The sequence below is a fragment of the Streptomyces sp. NPDC005955 genome (assembly GCF_042871255.1).
Lineage (GTDB): Bacteria > Actinomycetota > Actinomycetes > Streptomycetales > Streptomycetaceae > Streptomyces.
The window spans coordinates 51,345-72,794 of sequence record NZ_JBIAIF010000005.1; the positions used below are offsets into that span (position 1 = coordinate 51,345).

The 21,450-nt window shown below is 71.4% G+C and carries 17 protein-coding genes; 6 read left to right on the forward strand and 11 right to left on the reverse strand.

What is annotated here, in order from left to right; translation table 11 throughout:
* Positions 1-77 precede the first annotated feature (77 nt).
* Positions 78-1,154: a uroporphyrinogen decarboxylase gene (gene hemE / locus ACFYOU_RS14755; RefSeq protein ID WP_389770317.1), complete on the reverse strand. Its 1,077-nt coding sequence runs from the start codon at positions 1,152-1,154 to the stop codon at positions 78-80.
* 103 nt (positions 1,155-1,257) lie between these two features.
* Between hemE and ACFYOU_RS14760 the strand changes: the two genes are divergently transcribed.
* The 5 genes from ACFYOU_RS14760 (at position 1,258) to ACFYOU_RS14780 (ending at position 7,951) form a co-directional block, all read left to right on the forward strand.
* On the forward strand, positions 1,258-1,929 hold the full coding sequence (locus ACFYOU_RS14760) for a DUF3000 domain-containing protein (protein WP_385493411.1): 672 nt from the start codon (positions 1,258-1,260) through the stop codon (positions 1,927-1,929).
* A 430-nt stretch (positions 1,930-2,359) separates the two neighbouring features.
* Positions 2,360-3,022, forward strand: a complete 663-nt coding sequence (locus ACFYOU_RS14765; RefSeq protein ID WP_385493412.1) for a LuxR C-terminal-related transcriptional regulator — start codon at positions 2,360-2,362, stop codon at positions 3,020-3,022.
* A 78-nt stretch (positions 3,023-3,100) separates the two neighbouring features.
* Positions 3,101-4,402 (forward strand): HRDC domain-containing protein, encoded by a 1,302-nt coding sequence (locus tag ACFYOU_RS14770; protein ID WP_389770321.1) that lies wholly within the window; start codon positions 3,101-3,103, stop codon positions 4,400-4,402.
* A gap of 199 nt (positions 4,403-4,601) precedes the next feature.
* Positions 4,602-5,822 carry a thiolase family protein gene (locus ACFYOU_RS14775; protein ID WP_389770323.1) on the forward strand — a complete coding sequence of 407 codons (1,221 nt, stop codon included), beginning with the start codon at positions 4,602-4,604 and terminating at the stop codon, positions 5,820-5,822.
* Positions 5,819-7,951 carry a 3-hydroxyacyl-CoA dehydrogenase NAD-binding domain-containing protein gene (locus tag ACFYOU_RS14780; protein ID WP_391305880.1) on the forward strand — a complete coding sequence of 711 codons (2,133 nt, stop codon included), beginning with the start codon at positions 5,819-5,821 and terminating at the stop codon, positions 7,949-7,951. Before ACFYOU_RS14775 ends, ACFYOU_RS14780 begins: the two co-directional genes overlap by 4 nt.
* Positions 7,952-8,007: 56 nt before the next feature.
* On the opposite strand, the gene ACFYOU_RS14785 is transcribed toward ACFYOU_RS14780, so the two are convergent.
* From ACFYOU_RS14785 to ACFYOU_RS14815, 7 genes are all read right to left on the reverse strand, one after another.
* The gene (locus tag ACFYOU_RS14785) at positions 8,008-8,373 is read right to left on the reverse strand and encodes an NTP pyrophosphohydrolase (RefSeq protein ID WP_391305882.1); all 366 of its coding nucleotides are present in this window, start codon (positions 8,371-8,373) and stop codon (positions 8,008-8,010) included.
* Positions 8,374-8,437: 64 nt separating this feature from the next.
* On the reverse strand, positions 8,438-9,964 hold the full coding sequence (locus tag ACFYOU_RS14790; RefSeq protein ID WP_391305883.1) for an amino acid permease: 1,527 nt from the start codon (positions 9,962-9,964) through the stop codon (positions 8,438-8,440).
* 188 nt (positions 9,965-10,152) lie between these two features.
* Positions 10,153-12,072: a 1-deoxy-D-xylulose-5-phosphate synthase gene (gene dxs, locus ACFYOU_RS14795; RefSeq protein ID WP_385752881.1), complete on the reverse strand. Its 1,920-nt coding sequence runs from the start codon at positions 12,070-12,072 to the stop codon at positions 10,153-10,155.
* Between the two features lie 128 nt (positions 12,073-12,200).
* Positions 12,201-13,490 (reverse strand): sugar ABC transporter permease, encoded by a 1,290-nt coding sequence (locus ACFYOU_RS14800; RefSeq protein WP_391305885.1) that lies wholly within the window; start codon positions 13,488-13,490, stop codon positions 12,201-12,203.
* On the reverse strand, positions 13,487-14,296 hold the full coding sequence (locus ACFYOU_RS14805) for an ATP-binding cassette domain-containing protein (protein WP_391305887.1): 810 nt from the start codon (positions 14,294-14,296) through the stop codon (positions 13,487-13,489). Before ACFYOU_RS14805 ends, ACFYOU_RS14800 begins: the two co-directional genes overlap by 4 nt.
* Before the next feature lie 4 nt (positions 14,297-14,300).
* Complete coding sequence (locus ACFYOU_RS14810; protein WP_391305889.1) at positions 14,301-15,419, reverse strand: substrate-binding domain-containing protein; 1,119 nt, start codon at positions 15,417-15,419, stop codon at positions 14,301-14,303.
* Between the two features lie 138 nt (positions 15,420-15,557).
* Positions 15,558-16,781, reverse strand: a complete 1,224-nt coding sequence (locus ACFYOU_RS14815; RefSeq protein ID WP_391305891.1) for an ROK family protein — start codon at positions 16,779-16,781, stop codon at positions 15,558-15,560.
* 499 nt (positions 16,782-17,280) lie between these two features.
* Between ACFYOU_RS14815 and ACFYOU_RS14820 the strand changes: the two genes are divergently transcribed.
* Positions 17,281-17,976 (forward strand): DNA-binding response regulator, encoded by a 696-nt coding sequence (locus ACFYOU_RS14820; RefSeq protein WP_389770344.1) that lies wholly within the window; start codon positions 17,281-17,283, stop codon positions 17,974-17,976.
* 105 nt (positions 17,977-18,081) lie between these two features.
* Here ACFYOU_RS14820 and ACFYOU_RS14825 read toward each other — a convergent pair whose 3' ends face one another.
* From ACFYOU_RS14825 to ngcE, 3 genes are read right to left on the reverse strand one after another with little or no spacing between them, the layout of a single operon-like run.
* Entirely contained in the window at positions 18,082-18,996 is a 915-nt protein-coding gene (locus ACFYOU_RS14825; RefSeq protein WP_385493425.1) for a carbohydrate ABC transporter permease, read from the reverse strand.
* Positions 18,996-19,919: a carbohydrate ABC transporter permease gene (locus tag ACFYOU_RS14830; protein ID WP_385493426.1), complete on the reverse strand. Its 924-nt coding sequence runs from the start codon at positions 19,917-19,919 to the stop codon at positions 18,996-18,998. Before ACFYOU_RS14830 ends, ACFYOU_RS14825 begins: the two co-directional genes overlap by 1 nt.
* A 50-nt stretch (positions 19,920-19,969) precedes the next feature.
* Positions 19,970-21,418 carry an N-acetylglucosamine/diacetylchitobiose ABC transporter substrate-binding protein gene (gene ngcE / locus ACFYOU_RS14835; protein ID WP_391305894.1) on the reverse strand — a complete coding sequence of 483 codons (1,449 nt, stop codon included), beginning with the start codon at positions 21,416-21,418 and terminating at the stop codon, positions 19,970-19,972.
* Between the last annotated feature and the right edge of the window lie 32 nt (positions 21,419-21,450).

Here is a 21,450-nt window from a genome sequence, read left to right on the forward strand (position 1 = left end):
CCGCCCTCCAAGGGAAGAACGGCCGGAATCCGACGCTTGGCGGCGGCTCCCCGCGGAGAGGGGAGCCGCCGCGGCGATCAGCGTGCCGTGCGGGTGTGCACGTCCTCCACGAGCCGGGTGAGGGCGTCCGGGTCGGTGTCGGGCAGGACCCCGTGCCCCAGGTTGAAGATGTGGCCCTCCAGACCGCGGGCCGCCTCCAGCACCTCGCCGGTCTTGGCGACCACGGCCTCGGTGCCCGCGAAGAGCACGGCCGGGTCGAGGTTGCCCTGGAGCGCCTTGCCGGGACCCACCCGACGGGCGGCCTCGTCCAGCGGCACCCGCCAGTCCACGCCCACCACGTCGGCCCCCGCCTCGCCGAGCGCGCCGAGCAGCTCGCCGGTGCCGACGCCGAAGTGGATGCGCGGGACGTCGTAGCCGGCGACGGACTCGAAGACCTTGCGGGACGCCGGGAGCACGGACCGCCGGTAGTCCACCGGGGCGAGGGCGCCGACCCAGGAGTCGAAGAGCTGGACGGCGCTGACGCCCGCCTCGATCTGGACCTTGAGGAAGGCCGAGGTGATGCCGGCGAGCCGGTCCAGGAGGTCGGCCCACAGCTGCGGGTCGCCGTACATCAGCGCCTTGGTGTGCTCGTGGTTGCGGGACGGGCCGCCCTCCACGAGGTAGCTCGCCAGGGTGAAGGGCGCGCCCGCGAACCCGATCAGCGGCGTGGCACCCAGCTCGGCGGTGAGCTGCCCGATGGCCTCGGTGACGTACGGGACGTCCTCGGGGGTGAGGTCGCGCAGTCGGTCGAGGTCGGCCCGGGAGCGGATCGGCTGCTCGATGACCGGGCCGATGCCGGGCTTGATGTCGAGACCGACGCCGATGGCCTTCAGGGGGACGACGATGTCGCTGAAGAAGATCGCCGCGTCGACGTGGTGCCTGCGGACCGGCTGGAGGGTGATCTCGGTGACCAGGTCGGGCCGCATGCACGAGTCGAGCATGGCGATGCCCTCGCGGACCTTGCGGTACTCCGGGAGGGAACGGCCCGCCTGGCGCATGAACCAGACCGGGGTGTGCGGCACGGGTTCGCGGCGGCAGGCCTTCAGGAACGCGGATTCCCGGACGCCCTCTCGTGTCGCGGTCGACCGGTCCGTGGGGTTCTCGTTGGCACTCACGTCGGAAAGTCTCCCATGCGGGTGGGGGCGCGATCCGGACAGCCCTCGCCCGCAGGGGTGTCCCTCCCTGCACCGGCGCCGGCTTCCCCTTACTCTTCCCGGCATGGCTGCGGCTCAGGAACGACTGTCGGACGACGCTGGTGGGACGGACAACGGCGAGGGGGTGCCGGGCGGGAACCCGGCGGACGCCGGGCCGCCGGCCTTCCGTGCGGCGGTCGACGCGGTGCGCACGGCACGGCTGCGGCCCGGTGTCGAGATCGAGCCGGTCCGACCGCCCCGACGGCTCGCCCCGCACGCGTACGCGTGGGAGGCCGCGGTGGTCGACGGGGACGAGGACCTGGCGGACGGGCGGCTGGTGCTGCTGCACGATCCGGCGGGCCACGACGGCTGGCGGGGCACGTTCCGACTGGTGACGCTGGTGCGGGCGGAGTTGGAGCCCGAGATGGCCGCGGACCCGCTGCTGCCGGAGGTGTGCTGGTCCTGGTTGACGGGCGCGCTGGAGGGGCGGGGCCTCACGTACGGGGAGCCCAGCGGCACGGTGACCCGGGCGGGTTCCCACTACTTCGGCGGGCTGGCCCGTCGCCCGGCCACGTCCCAGATCGAGATCCGGGCGTCCTGGACGCCGCAGGAGGGCGACCGGGGCGTGCCGGACACGGCCGCGCACCTGACGGCCTGGTGCGATCTGTTGGGCCAGGTCGCGGGGCTCCCCCCGTCGCCGTCGGCCGATGCGTCCGTGGTCACCCTGCCGCAGCGCCGCGGTCCGCAGACCTCCTGAGACGCCCGCCCCCTCCCCCGCCGCACCCGCCCTTCCCACCCCGTCCGCCCGTCCCGTGACGCACCGCCCTTCGGCGCGCCCCGGGGACGCCGCCCCACGGGACGGGCGACACCGCCCCCAGCGCCCCACGGCCGCTACGGCCCCACAGCTCGCTCCGGCTCCCCGGCCCGACCCGCTGGACCCACGGCCCGACTTCCCCCACACCACGGTCCGGCCCTCCGACGACCCCGGCGCCGCTCCGGGACATACGGGGCTACGTGCAACGATCGCTCAATCGTCCGAATTGCACGAATTGTTCTCACGAATTCGTGATCTTTCTCTAAAGGCGACCGGGTTTGATGCCGAAGAGGTCTGTGACCTTGAAAGCGACGGTTCATCCCGGCTTCATCCCCAGAGCCGGCCCCCCGTCCCGCCACCCCAGGAGGGCCCTGTGTCCGTTCTCCTTGAGCAGCCCGCAAGCCTGGTCGCCTATCGCCCCAACAAGCCGACCGCCATGGTGGTCGTGGCGGACCCTCGGGTCCGCTCCACCGTCACCCGCCACCTGTGGGCGCTCGGGGTGCGCGATGTCATCGAGGCGTCGTCCATCGCAGAAGCCCGCCCCCGCGTCGGCAACCCCCGTGACATTTGCGTCGCCGACGTCCACCTTCCCGACGGCAGCGGCCTCACCCTGTTGTCCGAAACCCGTGCCGCGGGCTGGCCCAACGGCCTCGCCCTCTCCGCCGCCGATGACATCGGCGCCGTTCGCAACGCCCTCGCGGGCGGAGTGAAGGGTTATGTCGTTACCGGTACGCGTACCAATCTCGGCCTTCCGACCCGGCCCGGCGCCGCCCCCATCGGCGCCGCCGCGGCCCGTATGCACCGCCGCCCTCCGGGCTCTCCGAGCCACCCGGGCGGCTATCGCGAGCTGTCCGGCCGTGAGGTCGAAGTCCTGAGGCTGGTCGCCGAAGGCCAGTCCAACAAGGCCATCGGGGTCTCCATGGGACTGTCGGCCCTGACCGTCAAGAGCCACCTCGCCCGGATCGCCCGCAAGCTGGGCACCGGTGACCGCGCCGGCATGGTGGCCGTCGCCCTACGCACCGGAATCATCCACTGACCGATACCGATCGCTCGCGCGTCCGCCGACGGAACGTTCCGTCGGCGGACGCGGTGTTTTCGCAAGTACCCTTGACAGGTGACAGACGCCCAAGAGACCGCAGCAGACACATCACTGCGAACCACCGGGGGCGCCCCTCCGGACGACGGCGTCACCGGCGTCACCGCGGACCGTGACCCCATCGCGCTGCTGGAGCCGCGCGAGGGCATCCCGCCGGTCGTCGCCGACGCGGGCGCCCTGACCGACGTGATCGCCGCGTTCGCCCGGGGCACCGGCCCGGTGGCGGTGGACGCCGAGCGCGCCTCCGGCTACCGCTACGGACAGCGCGCGTACCTCGTCCAGCTGCGCCGCCAGGGCGCCGGGACGGCACTGATCGACCCCGTCGCCTGCCCCGACCTCACCGCGCTCGGGGAGGCCCTCGACGGAACCGAGTGGGTGTTGCACGCCGCGACCCAGGACCTGCCCTGTCTGCGGGAAATAGGCATGCAGCCGAGCGAGCTCTTCGACACCGAATTGGCCGGACGGCTCGCCGGCTTCCCCCGCGTCGGCCTCGGGGCGATGGTCGAGAACGTGCTCGGATACGTCCTGGAGAAGGGGCATTCGGCCGTCGACTGGTCGACCCGGCCGCTCCCCGAGCCCTGGCTGCGGTACGCCGCGCTCGACGTGGAGCTACTCGTCGACCTCCGGGACGCGCTGGAGGAGGAACTCGACCGCCAGGGCAAGCTCGACTGGGCCCGGCAGGAGTTCGCGGCCATCGCCTCGGCACCGCCCGCGCCCCCGCGCAAGGACCCCTGGCGCCGCACCTCCGGCATGCACAAGGTCAAGCGGCGGCGACAGATGGCCGTGGTGCGGGAGCTGTGGGAGGCACGGGACCGGATCGCCCGCCGCAGGGACATCTCGCCCGGGAAGGTGCTCGGGGACGCCGCCATCGTCGAGGCGGCGCTGACGCTGCCCGCGAACGCACGGGCGCTCGCCGCACTGCCCGGCTTCGGGGGCCGGTCCGGCCGACGGCAACTGGTGGACCAGTGGCAGGAGGCGATCGACCGGGCCCGGGCCCTGCCCGAGGGGGAACTGCCCCAGCCCGGACAGACCGTGAGCGGTCCGCCGCCGCCCCGGGCCTGGGCCGACAAGGACCCCGTGGCCGCCGCGCGGCTCGCCGCGGCACGGGCCGCGGTGTCCGCCCTGGCGGAGCAGCTGTCCATGCCGCAGGAGAACCTGATCGCCCCCGACACCGTGCGGCGGGTGTGCTGGGAGCCGCCGGCCGTGGTGACCGCCGAGTCGGTGGACGCGGCGCTGGCCGCCCTGGGGGCCCGCCCCTGGCAGATCGAACAGGTCGGCCCCCTGCTGGTGGACGCGCTGCGCACCCCCGCCGACGCCTGACCGGAGACGGCCTGCGGCCCGCCGGGAGTCATCCCTGACTCCCGGCGGGCCGTACGCGTTCCGCCCGCTGACACGCGCAGCCGGGGGCGGGGGCTGGGCAGTCTGGTTACTCGCAAGTAGCATGGCGGTACCGCGGTGCGCCGGTGCCTTCGGCGGGGCGGGCCGCGTCGTGCCAGTTCGCGTCTGGAGGAGAGCCATCGTGCCTCGTACCGTCAGGGACGTCGTCTTCGTCGACGGCGTCCGTACCCCGTTCGGCAAGGCGGGCCCGAAGGGCATCTACCACGAGACCCGGGCCGATGACCTCGTGGTGAAGTCGATCCGGGAGCTGTTGCGCCGCAACCCGGGGCTCGACCCGGCGGAGATCGACGAGGTGGCGATCGCGGCCACCACGCAGATCGGCGACCAGGGCCTGACCCTCGGGCGCACCGCGGGCATCCTCGCCGGGCTGCCCCGCTCCGTGCCCGGCTACTCGATCGACCGGATGTGCGCGGGCGCGCTGACGGCCGTGACGACGACCGCCGGGTCCATCGCCTTCGGTGCCTACGACGTCGTGGTGGCCGGCGGCGTCGAACACATGGGCCGTCACCCGATGGGCGAGGGCGTCGACCCCAACCCCCGGTTCGTCAGCGAGAAGCTGGTGGGCGAGTCCGCGCTGTTCATGGGGATGACCGCGGAGAACCTGCACGACCGGTTCCCGCACCTCACCAAGGAGCGCGCCGACGCCTACGCGGTGCGGTCCCAGGAGAAGGCCGCCAAGGCGTACGCCAACGGCAAGATCCAGCAGGACCTGGTACCGATCTCGGTCCGGCGGACCACCCCCGAGGCCGGCGAGACCGGCTGGGGACTCGCCACCGAGGACGAGCCGATGCGCCCGGGGACGACCCTGGAGACGCTGGCCGGTCTGAAGACGCCGTTCCGCCCGCACGGCCGGGTCACCGCCGGAAACGCGGCGGGCCTGAACGACGGGGCCACCGCCTCGCTGATCGCCGCCGAGGACTTCGCCCGGGAGCACGAGCTGCCGGTGCGCATGCGGCTGGTCTCGTACGCCTTCGCCGGTGTCGAGCCCGAGGTCATGGGCTACGGGCCGGTCCCCGCGACCCGCAAGGCGCTCGCCAAGGCCGGTCTGTCGATCTCCGACATCGGGCTGTTCGAGATCAACGAGGCGTTCGCCGTGCAGGTGCTCGCCTTCCTCGACCACTACGGGATCGCCGATGACGACCCCCGCGTCAACCAGTACGGCGGCGCCATCGCCTTCGGTCACCCGCTGGCCTCCTCCGGCGTCCGGCTGATGACCCAGCTGGCCCGTCAGTTCGAGGAGCGGCCCGAGGTGCGCTACGGCATCACCACCATGTGCGTCGGCTTCGGCATGGGCGCGACGGTCATCTGGGAGAACCCCCACTTCGACGGAGGCGCCAAGTGAGCACGAGCACCGCTGAGCAGCTGAAGGGCGCCGCCGAGGCGTTCCCCGACGAGGTCGTCACCCAGGCGCACGTACGCCATCTGGACCTGCCGAAGGGGGCCGGGCGGTTCGCGCTCATCACCCTCGACAACGGGCACGACCACACCAAGCCGACCACCTTCGGGCCGCGTTCCCTGGCCAACCTGGACGCCGCGCTCGACCAGGTGGAGCAGGAGGCCACCGCCGGGGCGATCGTGGGTGCGGGCATCACCGGCAAACCCTTCGTCTTCGCCGTCGGCGCCGACCTCAAGGGCGTCGAGGTGCTGACCCGGCACGAGGACGCACTCGCCATCGGCAAGTGCGGCCACGACGTCTTCAAGCGGCTCGCCGGCCTGGCCGTGCCGACGTTCGCCTACTACAACGGCGCGGCGATGGGCGGCGGCGTCGAGGTCGGGCTGCACTGCACCTACCGGACCGTGTCGAAGGCCGTGCCGGCGTTCTCGCTGCCCGAGGTCTTCCTCGGGCTGGTCCCCGGCTGGGGCGGCTGTGCGCTGCTCCCGCAGCTGATCGGCGCGGACCGGGCGGTCTCGGTGATCATCGAGAACGCGCTCAACCAGAACCGGCAGCTGAAGGGCGCCCAGGTCTTCGAGCTGGGGATCGCCGATGCGCTCTTCGAGGGCGCGGACTTCCTGGAGCGGTCCCTGGTGTGGACCGCCGGGGTGCTGACCGGTGAGGTCACCGTCGAGCGGCCCGAGCCGGACCGGGGCGAGGCGTGGGACCTGGCCGTCGCCCGCGGCCGGGCCCTCGCCGACGCCAAGGTGCACGGGGCGGCCCCGGCCGCGTACCGCGCGTTGGACATCATCGCCGCGGCCAAGGACGGCGACCTCCAGGCCGCGTTCGACACCGAGGACCGGGTGCTCGCCGACCTGATCATGGGTGGGGAGCTGCGTTCCGGCCTCTACGCGTTCCACCTGGTGCAAAAGCGCGGGAAGCGGCCGGTGGGCGCCCCGGACCGGAGTCTCGCCCGACCGGTCACCAAGGTCGGCGTGGTGGGCGCGGGGCTGATGGCCTCGCAGCTCGCGCTGCTGTTCGTGCGCCGCCTCGAAGTGCCGGTGGTGCTCACGGACATCGACCAGGAGCGCATCGACCGGGGCGTGGGCTACGTCCATGCCGAGATCGACAAGCTGCTGCTCAAGGGCCGGGTGAACCAGGACACGGCGAACCGGCTGAAGGCGCTGGTCAGCGGGGTGCTGGACAAGGCGGAGGGGTTCTCCGACGCGGACTTCGTCATCGAGGCCGTGTTCGAGGAGATCGGTGTCAAGCAGCGGGTGTTCGCCGAGGTGGAGGCGGTGGTCCCGGCGCACGCGATCCTGGCGACGAACACCTCCTCGCTGTCGGTCAGCGAGATGGCCTCCGAGCTGAAGCACCCGGAGCGGGTCGTCGGCTTCCACTTCTTCAACCCGGTGGCGGTGCTGCCGTTGTTGGAGATCGTCCGGGGCGAGCGGACCGACGACGCCGCGTTGGCGACGGCGTTCGCGGTGGCCAAGCAGTTGAAGAAGACCGCGGTGCTGGTGAAGGACGCCCCGGCGTTCGTGGTGAACCGCATCCTGACCCGTTTCATGGGCGAGGTGCAGAACGTCATCGACGAGGGCACGCCCGTCGAGGTGGCGGAGCGGGGCGTGGAGCCGCTGGGCCTGCCGATGTCGCCGCTGGTGCTGCTGGAGCTGGTGGGGCCCGCGATCGGGCTGCACGTATCCGAGACGCTGCACGAGGCGTTCCCCGACCGCTTCCGGGTGTCCCCCAACCTGGCGGCCGTGGTGCGGGCGGGCAAGCGCGGTTTCTACGTCCACGACTCCGGCCGGCCGGAGTTGGACCCCGAGGTCGCGGCGCTCCTGGTACAGGGCGACCGCGTGCTCGACGAGGAGCAGGTGCGGGCCCGGGTCCTCGACGCGGTGGCCCAGGAGATCGGGCTGATGCTGGACGAGGGCGTCGTCGCCGGGGCCCAGGACATCGACCTGTGCCTGATCACGGGGGCGGGCTGGCCCTTCCACCTGGGCGGCATCACCCCGTACCTGGACCGTGAGGGCGTCAGCGAGCGGGTGAACGGGAAGCGGTTCCTGGCGCCCGGTGTGGCGAGCGTTCCCGCCTAGGACGCGCTCCGGGGCGGGTAGGGGGCGTGCGGCCCCTACCCGCCCCGTACGCGTGCTCAGGGGTAGACGGTCCGGGGGCCGACCGCGCGGGCGCCCTCGGCGGTGACCCGGGCGCGCAGTTCCCGGTCGGCGGTGACCACCACGCACTCCTCGGCCGCCCCGGCCGCGAGTTCCACGATGAGGTCGTCCCCGCTGCCCGCCGCCTCCTCGATCCGGACCCCGGGCACCGGGTCGACGCCCCGGGCCGCGCCTTCGACCACCAGCACGACGTCGAGGGGCCCGACGAGGTCCGCGACGCCCTCGGCGGCCCGGGCCGCCAGCCGGTCGCGCAGCCGCTCGGCGGCGCCGCGGCGGTCCTTCCACCAGCCGTCGGGGACCGAGCCCACGACATTGGCCCCGTCGACGATCAGCAGGGTCGTCATGCCCGGGCCCCCTCCCCCGCCGTTGCGGCTCCACCGTTGTCGTGCCCATCATCGCCCGGCCGGCTCACGGGTACGGGACCTGGGTGTCGTCGTCCGCGGTGGGCGGGGTGGGGCGGCGCGGGAGGCCCTTGCCCAAGCGGCTGTGCGACTGGCCGTAGAGGAAGTAGACGACCACGCCGAGCACCATCCACAGACCGAAGCGCAGCCAGGTCTCGGCGGGCAGGTTCAGCATCAGCCACAGGGACGCCAGGATCGACAGGACGGGCAGGTAGGGCACCAGCGGGGTGCGGAAGGCGCGGTGCAGGTCGGGACGCTGACGGCGGAGCAGGATGACCCCCGCGGCGACCACCACGAAGGCGAACAGGGTGCCGATGTTGACCAGCTCGGCGAGTTCGCTGATGGAGGTGAAACCGGCGACGATCGCCACGACGCCGCCGAGCAGGATCGTGGAGCGGTAGGGCGTGCCGAAGCGGGGGTGCACCTTCGAGAAGGTGCGGGGGATCAGTCCGTCCCGGCTCATCGCGAAGAAGACGCGGGTCTGGCCCAGCAGGAGGATCATGCAGACCGAGGTGAGGCCGATGGCCGCCCCGAAGCTGATCACGCCCGCCCAGAAGGGGTGGCCCACCGCCTTGAACGCGTCCGCGAGGGGCGCGTCGACGGTGAGGTTCGTGTACTTCTCCATGCCGGTGACGACGATGGACACCGCGACGTACAGGACCGTGCAGATCAGCAGCGACCCGAGGATGCCGCGCGGCACGTCCCGCTGGGGGTTGCGGGTCTCCTCGGCGGCGGTGGCGACGATGTCGAAGCCGATGAACGCGAAGAACACCACGGCGGCGGCGGTGAAGATCCCCATCACTCCGAAGTCGGACGGGGTGTAGCCGAACATCAGCTGGATCAGCGGTGCGTGGATGTCGGAGCTGCCGCTGGTGGACTGGGCCGGGGGGATGAACGGGTCGTAGTTGGAGCCGGTGATGAAGAAGGCGCCGACCACGATGACCAGCAGGACGACCGTGACCTTGATGCCGACGACCACGCCGGTGACCCGGGACGACAGTTTCATGCCCGCCACCAGGACGCAGGTGAGGGCGAGGACCAGCAGACAGGCGAGCAGGTCGAAGCCGAACGACCCGTCGTGGGTGCCGGACAGGGCCCGGGGCAGGTGCAGGCCCGCCGTGTCGAGCAGTGACTGGATGTACCCCGACCATCCGACGGCGACCACCGCGCAGCCGAGCGCCAGCTCCAGGATCAGGTCCCAGCCGATGATCCACGCGGGGAACTCCCCCAGCGAGGCGTAGGAGAACGTGTACGCCGATCCGGCCACCGGGACGGTGGAGGCGAACTCGGCGTAACAGAGGGCGGCCAGGGCGCAGACCACGCCGGCGACGACGAAGCTCAGCGCCACCGCCGGGCCCGCGGTCTCCTTGGCGATCTTCCCGGTCAGGACGAAGATGCCGGTGCCGATGATGACCCCGACCCCGAACACGGTCAGGTCCAGTGCGGACAGCGACTTCTTGAGCGCGTGTTCCGGCTCCTCGGTGTCCTGGATGGACTGCTCGACCGTCTTGGTCCGGAAGAGGGTGCTGCTCACCGGCGTACCTCCGCGTGTGTCGTCCCCGACATGATCGAGAGGCCCGCCGGTGCACCGGTCCCGGCGCGCGGGTGTTCACCCGTACGGGGAGCGACCGGGTGCGGTGGCGGCCCGCCCCGGGAACGGCGACGGGCCGGTGCCGGGCCCCGGGTGGGGCGCGGCACCGGCCCGCGGCGGCCGGGTACGGCTCAGTCCCGGGTGCTCTCCACGGCGGAGGCGGTCGCGTCGAGGCGGCCGTCTAGCCGGGACACCAGGCCGGTGACCTGGCGGGCGATGTCCGGTGCGGTCAGGCCGATCTCCGACAGGACCTCCTTGCGGGAGGCGTGATCGAGGAACCGCGGCGGGATGCCGAAGTCGCGCAGCGGGACGTCGACGCCCGCGTCGCGCAGGTGCTGGGCGACGGCCGAGCCGACGCCGCCGGCCCGGGAGTTGTCCTCCACGGTGACGACGACCTGGTGCAGCTCGGCGAGCGGGGCCATGGCCTCGTCGACGGGCTTGACCCAGCGGGGGTCGACGACGGTGGTGGAGATGCCCTGCTGGTCGAGGAGGCCGGCGATCTCCAGGCACATCGGGGCGAGGGCGCCCACCGACACCAGCAGGACGTCGGGGCGGTCGGTGCCCGGCTCGCGCAGGACGTCCATGCCGCCGACCTTGCGCAGGGCGCGGACGGCGGGGCCGACGGCGCCCTTGGAGTAGCGGACCACCGTCGGGGCGTCGTCGACCTCCACGGCCTCGCGCAGCTGGAGCCGCACCTGGTCGGCGTCGCGGGGCGCGGCGATCCGCACCTCGGGCACGCACTGGAGGATCGACATGTCCCACATGCCGTTGTGCGAGGCGCCGTCGGTGCCGGTGACGCCGGCCCGGTCGAGGACGAAGGTCACTCCGCACTTGTGGAGGGCCACGTCCATCAGGAGCTGGTCGAAGGCGCGGTTGAGGAAGGTCGCGTAGACGGCGAAGACGGGGTGCAGACCGCCGGTGGCGAGCCCGGCGGCGGAGACCGCTCCGTGCTGTTCGGCGATGCCGACGTCGTAGACGCGGTCCGGGAACGTTTCGGCGAAGTTCTTCAGGCCGACCGGCTGGAGCATCGCGGCGGTGATCGCGACGATGTCGGGGCGCTCGTGGCCGAGCTTGACCATCTCCTCGCCGAACACGGAGGTCCAGTCCATGCCGCCCTCGGCGATGGGCAGGCCGGTGTCGGGGTGGATGGGGCCGATGCCGTGGAAGCGGTCCGCCTCGTCCTGCTCGGCGGGCTGGTAGCCGCGGCCCTTCTCGGTGAGGCAGTGCACGATCACGGGTCCGCCGAACCGTTTCGCGCGGGACAGCGCGGACTCCAGGGCGTCGATGTCGTGGCCGTCGATGGGGCCGACGTACTTCAGGCCGAGGTCCTCGAACATGCCCTGGGGGGCGATGAAGTCCTTGAGGCCCTTCTTGGCGCCGTGCAGCGTGTCGTACAGGGGGCGGCCGACGACCGGGGTGCGCTCCAGGAGGTCCTTGCCGCGGGCGAGGAAGCGCTCGTAGCCGTCGGTGGTGCGCAGGGTCGCCAGGTGGTCGGCGAGGCCGCCGATGGTGGGTGCGTAGGAGCGCTCGTTGTCGTTGACGACGATGACCAGCGGGCGGTCCTTGGCGGCGGCGATGTTGTTCAGCGCCTCCCAGGCCATGCCGCCGGTGAGGGCGCCGTCACCGATGACGGCCACCACGTGGTCGTCCTTGCCGAGGACCTGGTTGGCCTTGGCGAGGCCGTCGGCCCAGCCCAGTACCGTCGAGGCGTGGCTGTTCTCGATGACGTCGTGCTCGGACTCCGCGCGGGAGGGGTAGCCGGACAGGCCGCCCTTGGCCCTCAGCCGGGAGAAGTCCTGGCGGCCGGTGAGCAGCTTGTGCACGTAGCTCTGGTGGCCGGTGTCGAACAGGACGCGGTCCTTCGGGGACTCGAAGACCCGGTGCAGGGCGATCGTCAACTCGACCACACCGAGGTTCGGGCCGAGGTGGCCGCCGGTCTTCGACACCGCCTCGACCAGGAAGGTCCGGATCTCTCCGGCCAGCTCGGTCAGCTCGTCCGGGCTGAGCCGGTCCAGATCGCGCGGTCCCGTGATGCGGGTCAGCAGCGGCACCCGTGCCTCCTTGCATTAGAGCTCTTCGACCTATTCGCCGGGTCCGACGAGTCTAGTGTTCCCCCGGCGGGTGGCCACCGAAGGGCCTCCGGGTTCACCCGGGGAACACAGTTCCCCGGCCGATTCGCCTACCCCCGGCCGGTCACGGCACGCTTGCGGCGGGACACCGAGTCGAGGACGACCGCCGCGAGGAGCACCCCTCCGGTGATCATGTACTTGACCGGTTCGGCGAGGGATTCCAATTGGAGGCCCTTCTGGATCGAGACGATCACCAGGACGCCGAGCAGTGCGGACCAGGTCCGCCCCCGCCCGCCGAACAGGCTGGTCCCGCCGATGACGGCGGCCGCGATGCAGCTCATCAGCAGGTCGCCGGAGCCGGCTCCCTGGTTCGCGGCGGCGATCTTCGAGGCGATCACGAGTCCGCCCAGCGCGGCGAGCGTCCCGGCGACGGCGAACACCGCGATCCGCACCGCGGCGACGTCGGTGCCGGCCCGGCGGGCCGCCTCGACGTTGCCGCCCAGGGCGGTCACGCGACGACCGAAAACCGTCCGTCTGAGGACGAAGTCCGTGAGAACCACCACACCCAGGAAGATCACCAGGGCGAGCGGGAGGCCCTTGTACTGGTTGAGGACGTGGGCGACGGCGTAACAGAGCGCCGCGAGCAGGGCCGTCCTGGCCAGCAGCTCGCCCACCGGCCGCCACGGCAGCCCCGCGGCCCGGCGCTCGCGTGCGGCGCGGAGGGTGAGGAGGAGGTGCCCCACCACGACGGCCGTGGCCAGGCCGTAGGCGGCGGAGATGTCGGTGAAGTAGTGCCGGGTGAGCCGGGCGAGGAGCCCGGAGTCGTCCAGGTTGATCGTGCCGTTGGCACCGAGGAGCTGGAGCATCAGACCGTTCCAGGCGAGCAGCCCGGCCATGGTGACGACGAACGCGGGCACGCCCACGCGGGCGAAGAAGAAGCCGTGCACCAGCCCGGCCGTGGTGCCGGTGAGCACCGCGAGGAGCAGTGCCGGGCCTTCGGGCACCCCGTGGGTGACGTTCAGCACCGCGAAGACGGCGCCGGCGAGGCCGCTGACCGAGCCGACCGACAGGTCGATCTCGCCCAGCAGCAGCACGAAGACGACGCCGACGGCGATCAGCCCGGGGCCCGCGGCGTCGACGAGGACGTGGGAGAGGTTCTCAGCTGAGAGGAAGGCCGGGTTGAGCGAGTGGAAGACCGCCCCGATGACGACCAGGGCGACGAGGACGGGGAGGAAGCCGGTCTCCCCCGCTGCCAGCCGTCGCCGCAGCTCACCGGTCCGCTCGCCCCGCCCCACCGGCCGCACCAGGAGCCGGGGGTCGGGGGCGGCCGGCGGGGCCGGTGGGCGGTCCAGGTCGACGGGGCCGTCCGGGGCGGGCCCGCTGAGGTTCCCGGTGCTCATCGGGCCGGCTCCGCACCGCGGGCGGCGCGCCGGGTGACGGCGTTGTCGGTGGCGCCCGTGATCGCGGCGATGATCTCCTCCTGGGTGGTGGTGGCGACCGGGAAGTCGCCGTTGTTGCGGCCCAGCCGCAGGACCGCCACCCGGTCGGCGACGGCCAGCACCCCGGCCATGTCGTGGCTGACCAGGACGACCGCGAGGCCCTGCTCGCGCAGTCGTTCGACGAGGTCGAGGACGTGCGCGGTCTGTTCGACGCCGAGGGCGGCGGTCGGTTCGTCGAGGACCACCAGTCGGGGTGCGCCGAGCAGGGCGCGGGCGATGGCGATCGTCTGACGTTGTCCGCCGGACAGCGCGGCGACGGGGATGCGCAGGTTCGGAACCCGCACGGACAGGGAGGTCAGCAGTTCGCGGGCGCGGCGTTCCATCCCGATCTCGTCCAGCACCGCGTGCCGTCGTCGTTCACGGCCGAGGAACAGGTTGCCGACGACGTCGAGGTTGTCGCAGAGCGCGAGGTCCTGGTAGACGGTCGCGATGCCGAGTTCGCGCGCCGCGCGGGGGCTGTCGAGGCGTACCGGCCGGCCGTCCCACTCGATGCCGCCGCCGTGGTGGCCGTCCGGGGCGTGGGTGCCGGCGATCGTCTTGACCAGGGTGGACTTCCCGGCGCCGTTGTCCCCGACGAGGGCGACCACCTCGCCCGGGTGGACCTCCAGTTCGACGTCGGTGAGCGCCTGCACGGCACCGAAGCGTTTGGAGACCCCGCGCAGCGCCAGCACGGGCGGTGCGGGCCGTCGGGCCGTCCGGTGCGCCACCGGGTCAGCCCCTCAGGCCGAGCCGGTCGCAGGCGGCCGCGTAGCGGGGGGTGCAGATCTCGGCGCGGGAGTGGACGCCGTCCGCCAGGACCGTTTCGGCGAGGTTGTCCCGGGTGAGGGCGACCACCGGGACGAGCACGGCGGGCACGTCCTCGGTGGTGGCGCTGTCGACGGTGACGCGGGTGACGGAGGTGGCCGGTTCGCCGCGGGCCAGGGCGACCGCGAGTGCGGCGGCGGCCCGGGCGCCCGGGCCGTAGGGCTTGTAGACGCTCATGTACTGCTCGCCGGCGACGATGCGTTGGACCGCGGCGAGTTCGGCGTCCTGACCGGTGACGGGCGGCAGCGGGGAGACCCCGGCGGTCTTCAGGGCCTGGATGACGCCGCCGGCCATGCCGTCGTTGGCGGCGTAGACCCCGATGACGCGTTCCTTGCCGAGGGCGGTGAGTGCGCTCTCCATGTGGGAGTGGGCGTTCTCCGGCTTCCACTCCTTGGTGTCGAACTCCCGGCCGACGCGGACCCGGCCGTCCAGGACCGCGTGCGCGCCCGCCTTGAACAGCGCGGCGTTGGGGTCGGTGGCGGAACCGTTCACCATCACGACCTCCCCGGCGCCGGCCCGGTCGCCGAGGGCCGTGAGCAGGGCCCGGGCCTGGACGCGCCCGACCTCCTCGTTGTCGAAGGAGGTGTGGGCGTCGACGGGTCCCTCGGCCAACCGGTCGTAGGCGACGACGGGCACGCCCGCCTCCTCGGCCCGGCGGACGGCGCCGGCGACGGCCCGGGAGTCGACCGCGTCGAGGATGAGCACGTGGACCCGGTTGGTGATCATCGAGTCGACCTGCTGGGTCTGGACGGCCGCGTCCTGCTTGGCGTTGGCGTAGGTCACCCGTGCCGTGCCGTTCGTCAGTTCGGCGAGGTGCCGTTCGATCAGGGGGCGGTCGAACTTCTCGTAGCGGGCGGTCTGGTTCTCGGGCAGCAGCAGACCGACCCGGAGGACGTCGCCGGGTCCGGGGCGCTGCCGTGCGCCGGGGCCGCCGCCCGCCTGTTTCGCGCTGCCGCAGGCGGCGAGCAGGACGGCCAGGGCCGTTGCTCCCAGGGCCACCGCGGTGCGGCGGGTGGATGTAGGCACGTGCGACACCTCCCTGACGCCGCCGGGTCGGTGGTGCCGGGCGGAGGTCGCCGCCCGGCACCCGGCAGGCGTCAAGAAGTAAACCCGGGCGGGGACGGCCGCGGTGCCGTCCCCGCGCGTGGCGCGGCCCGGTCGGGGCTACGGGTTCACCGGAACGGACGGGTCCGTCAGGGTGGGGTCCCCCATGGCGTCGAGGGCGAGGGCGAGCGCCCCGAGCAGTTCGGCCCGGTCGCCCAGGGCACCCGGCAGGATGGTCAGCTGGCGGGCGGCGCTCGGTACGGCGTACCGTCCGACGGCTTCGCGCACCGGTCCGATCAGGAGTTCCCCGGCTTCGGCCAGGTCGCCGCCGAGCACGATCCGGCTCGGGTTCAGCAGGTTGCACAGGCTGGCGACGCCGATGCCGATGTGGCGTCCGACGTCTGCGATCACCCGGCGGCAGCCGGGGTCGCCGTCCCGGGCGAGCCGGACCACGGCGGCCGTCGTGAGCCCGTCCCCGTGGGTGGCCCGCAGTAGGGGCAGCACATGGCGGTCGGCGGTGAAGGTCTCCAGGCAGCCGCGGTTGCCGCAGCGGCAGACCGGACCGGACTCGTCGAGGGTGAGGTGGCCGATCTCCCCGGCCGTGCCGCCCGGGCCGCGGTGGAGGCGTCCGCCGATCACCAGTCCGGCGCCCACCCCGTCGGCGACCTTGACGTACGCGAGGTCCCGCACGCCCCGGCCGCTGCCCCAGACGAGTTCGCCGAGGGCGCCCAGGTTGGCGTCGTTGTCGAGGTGGACGGGGAGGCCGAGCCGGACGCCCAGGTCCTCGGCGGGCCGGGCGTCCGCCCAGCCGGGGAGGCCCACGGTGGGTCCGACGGTTCCGGTGACGACGTCGACCGGGCCGGGGACGCCCAGGCCGACGCCGCTGATCCGGGTCCGGTCCACACCGGTCTTCTCGATGAGCCGTTCGACCAGTTCCGCCGCCCGGTCCAGGCCGTACGGGATGGCGCCGGGGCGGTCGGTGGCGGGTCCGGGGAGCACCTCGCGATCGGGGCCCAGTGACTCGACCTCCTCGGCGAGCACCTGGTGGGCCTGGTTGCCCACGGCCACGCGCAGGTGGGTGCGGCCGACGGCGACGCCGATGACGATGCCCGCATCGCCGTTCAGCGACACGCTGCGGGCTCGCCGGCCGCCGGCCGAGGTGGGGGTGACCTGGACCTTCCCCTGGTCCCTGAGTTCTCGGACGATGTTGGAGACGGTCGCCGCCGACAGTCCCGTGGTGCGGGCGATCTCGGCCTGGGTGAGCGAGCCCGCCCGCCGCACGGCTCGGACGACGCGCTCCAGATTGGCCCGGTGCAACGACGACTGCGACCCCGGAGTCTCCACGGCCCCTCCACTCTGACGTGCGTGGTGGGCGGACGCGGGGGCGCCGCCCGTGCCGGGTCGCGGCGGTGGGACCCGAGGTGTGTACAAGTGATGAACACCAACGTCCGTCGAGCCGACGGTCGCGGTCAAGTCCATGACGCCCGTCGATCTCACCGTCGGTCTCGCCGTCGATCACCCGGACCGCTCCGCGCCCCCGGTGCCGCGGGACGTGCTTCGGCACGCGCCGCGCCGAGCACGCGCCCGCCCGTTTGTCCAGCGGAACACGCCTCACGGGCCCGGAGAGGCCGATACCCGACCCCGTACCTCCGCACGGGGAATCCGTCCGTCCCGGTGTGCCACCCGGCGGGTCCTCGACCCTGCCGCCTCCGGGAACACCACCCCGTACCCCGCCGATCGGCGGGGGCAGTGTGACAGATACCCCCCATTGGGTGGGAGGTAATGACCTGCCAGTGGTGTAGACGTATACGTGACCACATTTTTACGTAGGGCACATGCGCTCATGAGACCCGGGGGGGCCGTGATCGACATAGGGCTGTTTGACGACAGCGAAGTATACCGAGCAGGGATCGAAGCCGTTTTAAACAAGGAAACGGACATCAAGGTCGCTGTATCGGGAAAGGTGCACGAGGCGGCGGCGCAATTGCGCCACGCCCGCCCACAGGTCGTCCTCTTGGGGACCGTCCGCGGGCACGAGCAGTTGCTCGGTGCGTTGGGACGGCTGCGCCGGATGGGCACACCGCCCGTCCTGCTGCTGATCCCCGCACAGGAACGGATCTCCCTGCACGGCTTGTTGGAGGCCGGGGCGCTCGGCATCACGGACCGGGACGGCGGGGCGGCCACGCTCGCCCACGCCATCCGGACCGTCGCTGCCGGTGGCTGGTCCCTCCCCTCGCAACTGGCCCGGACGGTCGTCACGGGCTATCTGCGCGGCGGGGCCCGGGAGCACGGCAACCGGGCGCTCCAGGAGGTCCGCGAGAAGCTGACGCCTCGCCAGCAGGAGGTGCTGACGCTGATGAGCGAGGGTCTGACCAACCCCGAGATCGCGGACGCACTGGCCGTGGGCACCGCGACGATCAAGGACCACGTCCAGACCATTCTGGACCGGCTGGGCACGCCCAACCGGACCTTGGCCGCCCGGCTCGCCTGGGAGGCGCAGTTGGCGACCTGCGGACCGGCGGGTTCCGCCGTGCCGTGACGGTCCGCGCGGGTCGGTGACGGCCCGCGCGGCTGTGCCGCACCACACGGCCGAGGGGCCCGGGGAGTTCCCCGGGCCCCTCGGCCGTGCGTGCTCGCGGTGTTCCTACTTCAGCGCGCCCGCGGTGAGTCCGGCGACCACCTGGCGCTGGAAGACCACGTACGCGGCCAGCACCGGCAGCATCGCCATCACCAGGCCGGCGAAGAGGCCGGACCAGTCGCCCTTGTAGCCCTGGCTGACGGCCAGTTGCACCAGTCCCTGGGTCAGCACGCGCTCCTCCGGGTCGGTGTTGAGCACCGTCGGCAGCATGTACTGGTTCCACTGTCCCAGGAAGTTGAAGATGCCGACACTGATCAGACCCGGCTTGGCCATCGGCAGCATGACCTGGAAGAACGTCCTGGTGTGCGAGGCCCCGTCCACGAACGCCGCCTCCGCCACCGAGGACGGCAAGGTGCGGAAGAACGAGGTCAGGAAGAACACCGTGAACGGCAGTGAGTAGGCGATGTACACCAGGATCAGGCCGTGGATGGTGTTGAGCAGCCCCATGTTGTTCACGACGTAGAACAGCGGCACCAGGGCCAGCATCACCGGGAAGCTCATGCCCCCGACGAACAGGTAGTAGAGGAACCGGTTGCCCGGGAACTCGAACCTGGCCAGCACGTACGCGGTCATCGAACCGAGGACCAGGGTGCCGATCAGCGACCCGCCCACCACCAGGATGGTGTTCAGGAAGTAGTCGGCCATGTTGGCCTCGGTCCAGGCCCGCGACCAGTTCTCGAAGTGCAGCTTGTCCGGGAGCGCCCACGGCGACCTGAAGATGGACTTGTCGTCCTTGAAGGAGGTCATGACCGCCCACAGGAGCGGCATCACCACCAGGATCGCCCAGACGATCAGGATGCCGTGCGAGAAGACGTTGAGGACCTGTCCCTCGGACTTCTTCCGGTCACCGGTGCGCGGTGCGCGCGGCGGGGTCGCCCGCGGCGCGGGAACGGCGGGGGTGGGGGTCTCGGTGGTCTTCATCAGAACTCCAGCCGCTCGCGCCGGCCCAGCCGCATCACGATGGCGGCGAAGGCCAACGTCACGACGAGCAGGGCGACACCGATCGTGGTTGCGTAGGCGGCCTGACCGTCACGGAACGCCTTCTGGTACACGTACAGCACCATGACGGTGGTGGAGTAGTCGGGTCCGCCGGGGCCGACCGTCATGATCTGCACGACCGCGAACGACTCGGCTCCCAGGGCCAGGATGCCGATGTAGACCCAACCGGACTGGACGGTGTCCCACAGCAGGGGCAGCGTGATCCGGAAGAAGGTCGTGAACCGGCTGGCGCCGTCGAGCAGGGCCGCTTCGTACAGCTCCGACGGGATCGACGCCATGCCCGCCGAGAAGAGGACCACGAAGAATCCGACCGTGGACCAGACGAGGACCGCCATCACGCACCAGAGCGCGAGGTCGGGGTCGCCCAGCCACACCGGGAGGTCCTCGTATCCGACGCCCTTGAGGACGGAATTGATCGCGCCGCTCTCGGGGTTGTACGCGAACTGGAACAACAAGGCCACGATCGCGATGGAAAGGACCTGCGGGAAGAAGTAGACGATCTTGTAGAAGGCCGACCCGCGCACGCCACTGACCACCGGGCCGCCCTTGCGGCGCCGTCCGCCCACATTGATCATAAAGGCGAAGAACAGCGCCAGGCTGAGCGTCACCAGCGGCAGCAGCAACGCGAACAACAGGCTGTGTTGCAACGATTTCCAGAAAATATCGTCGTCGAACATCCTGGTGTAGTTGTCGAAGCCGACCATCTTGAAGTCCGGGCTCAGACCTGTCCAGTCCGTGAACGAGTAGAAGATGGACTGGATGAATGGCCAAATGACGAAGAGTGCGTACAACGTCAAGGGGACCACGAGGAATCCCACGATGAACCGGTACTTACCGTGCTGCATTGCTACCGACCCCGATCTGCTAGCGGGTGCCGCCGCTGGTGACCCATGGCTTACTGGTGCTTGTAGTGCTTGATCGAGTCGTCCTTGGCCGTCGCGTCGGCGAAGTCCTGGATCTTCTTGATCGTCTCGGTCGGGGTGAGCCCCCCGGACATCATCAGACCGAGCGCGGCGGTGCCGATCTGCTCCTTCTGGAGCTGGACGTACCAGTCCTGGAGTCGCGGGTTCACCACGTTGTCGCCGGCGAGCTCCAGCGCCGCGACACCGGACTTCAGACCCGGGGTCAGGTCCAGCCCGTCGGTGCCGCCGTTGAGCGCGCTGAGCGACTTCACCTTGCCGGTGAAGTTCTTGGAGGACTCCTCGCTCAGCATGATGCGGAGCATCTCCATGCCGCCCTCGGCGTTCTTGGCCTGCTTCGGGACGATGAAGGGCTCACCGCCGGACGCCCACATGGTGCCGAAGGGCATCTTGTCCGAGTCGTCGATGCCGGTCGGCGCGGAGACGGCCAGGTTGAAGTCGGCCGGCATCGTCTTGGCGGCCTCGTTCTCGACCCACGAGCCGTTGGGGATGAAGAGCGCCTTGCCCTCGGTCCACGCGGTCTGCGACTGGATGTGGTCCAGACCCGCCGTGCCCTTGAGGACGTAACCCTTCTTGTAGAGCTCGTAGTACGCCTCGAAGCACTCCTTGACCGCGGGGTGCTTCCACGCGTTCGGCTCGAGGTTGTCGATCGCGTCGAGGACCTGGCGGCCACCGCGCTTGCCGATCATCGGGTACAGCGAGAAGGGGAGGTAGTACGGGTGCTTGCCCGCGTACGTCCAGCCCGCCATGTCCTTCTTCTTGGCCTTCTTACAGACCTCCAGCATCTCGTCCCAGGTCTTCGGGTACTCCGCGTCGAGGGAGTCGAGGGCCTTCTGCGAGTACCAGACGCCGTACACGGTGTAGGCGTAGTAGAGGATCCAGACCTCTTCGCCGTCGAACTGGCCCATCTCGACGATGCCGGGCCGCAGGGTGTCGCGGACCTTCTTGTTCGGGTCGTCGACGGACGGGGCGTCCAGCAGCGGGGTCAGGTCGGCGAGCTGCTTCTTGCCGACCAGGACGCCCATGTCCATCTGCTCGGCGCCGGAGTTGTCGATGAGGTCCGGCGGGGTGCCCCCGTTGAAACGGGGCGAGAGCGTGGACTGGATCTTCTGGGTCGGAAGGAACTTGACCTTCGGTGCCCCGGAGAACTTCTTCTCGTAGATCTTGTTGGCGTCCTCGGCGTACTCCTTGCCGAAACCACCGTCGAACAGGACGAATTCCAGCTGCGCCTTCTCGTTGACGGCCAGCGGGTTCTCGGCCGACTTCTTGCCCTTCTCGACCTTGTCGTCGCCTCCGCTGTCGCCACTCGCGCAAGCGGACAGGAAACTCATCGTGGGAACCGCGATCACGCCGATCGCAGCGGACCGCTTGATCAGATCGCGGCGGCCAAGGCCACCCTGCTCGTTCTGGGCGGAAGATCCCATGCTCAAGTCCTCGCCTTCTCCAGGACTCAGGC

What these genes read in the sequence shown, in the direction of transcription:
- ACFYOU_RS14785 (WP_391305882.1), bottom strand. Translation starts at nt 8,373, where the DNA reads ATGACGACCCTGCTGATCGTCGACGGGGCCAATGTCGTGGGCTCGGTC.
- ACFYOU_RS14800 (WP_391305885.1), bottom strand. Translation starts at nt 13,490, where the DNA reads ATGAGCACCGGGAACCTCAGCGGGCCCGCCCCGGACGGCCCCGTCGAC.
- ACFYOU_RS14825 (WP_385493425.1), bottom strand. Translation starts at nt 18,996, where the DNA reads ATGAAGACCACCGAGACCCCCACCCCCGCCGTTCCCGCGCCGCGGGCG.
- ACFYOU_RS14760 (WP_385493411.1), top strand. Translation starts at nt 1,258, where the DNA reads ATGGCTGCGGCTCAGGAACGACTGTCGGACGACGCTGGTGGGACGGAC.
- ACFYOU_RS14820 (WP_389770344.1), top strand. Translation starts at nt 17,281, where the DNA reads ATGAGACCCGGGGGGGCCGTGATCGACATAGGGCTGTTTGACGACAGC.
- ACFYOU_RS14830 (WP_385493426.1), bottom strand. Translation starts at nt 19,919, where the DNA reads ATGCAGCACGGTAAGTACCGGTTCATCGTGGGATTCCTCGTGGTCCCC.
- ngcE (WP_391305894.1), bottom strand. Translation starts at nt 21,418, where the DNA reads ATGGGATCTTCCGCCCAGAACGAGCAGGGTGGCCTTGGCCGCCGCGAT.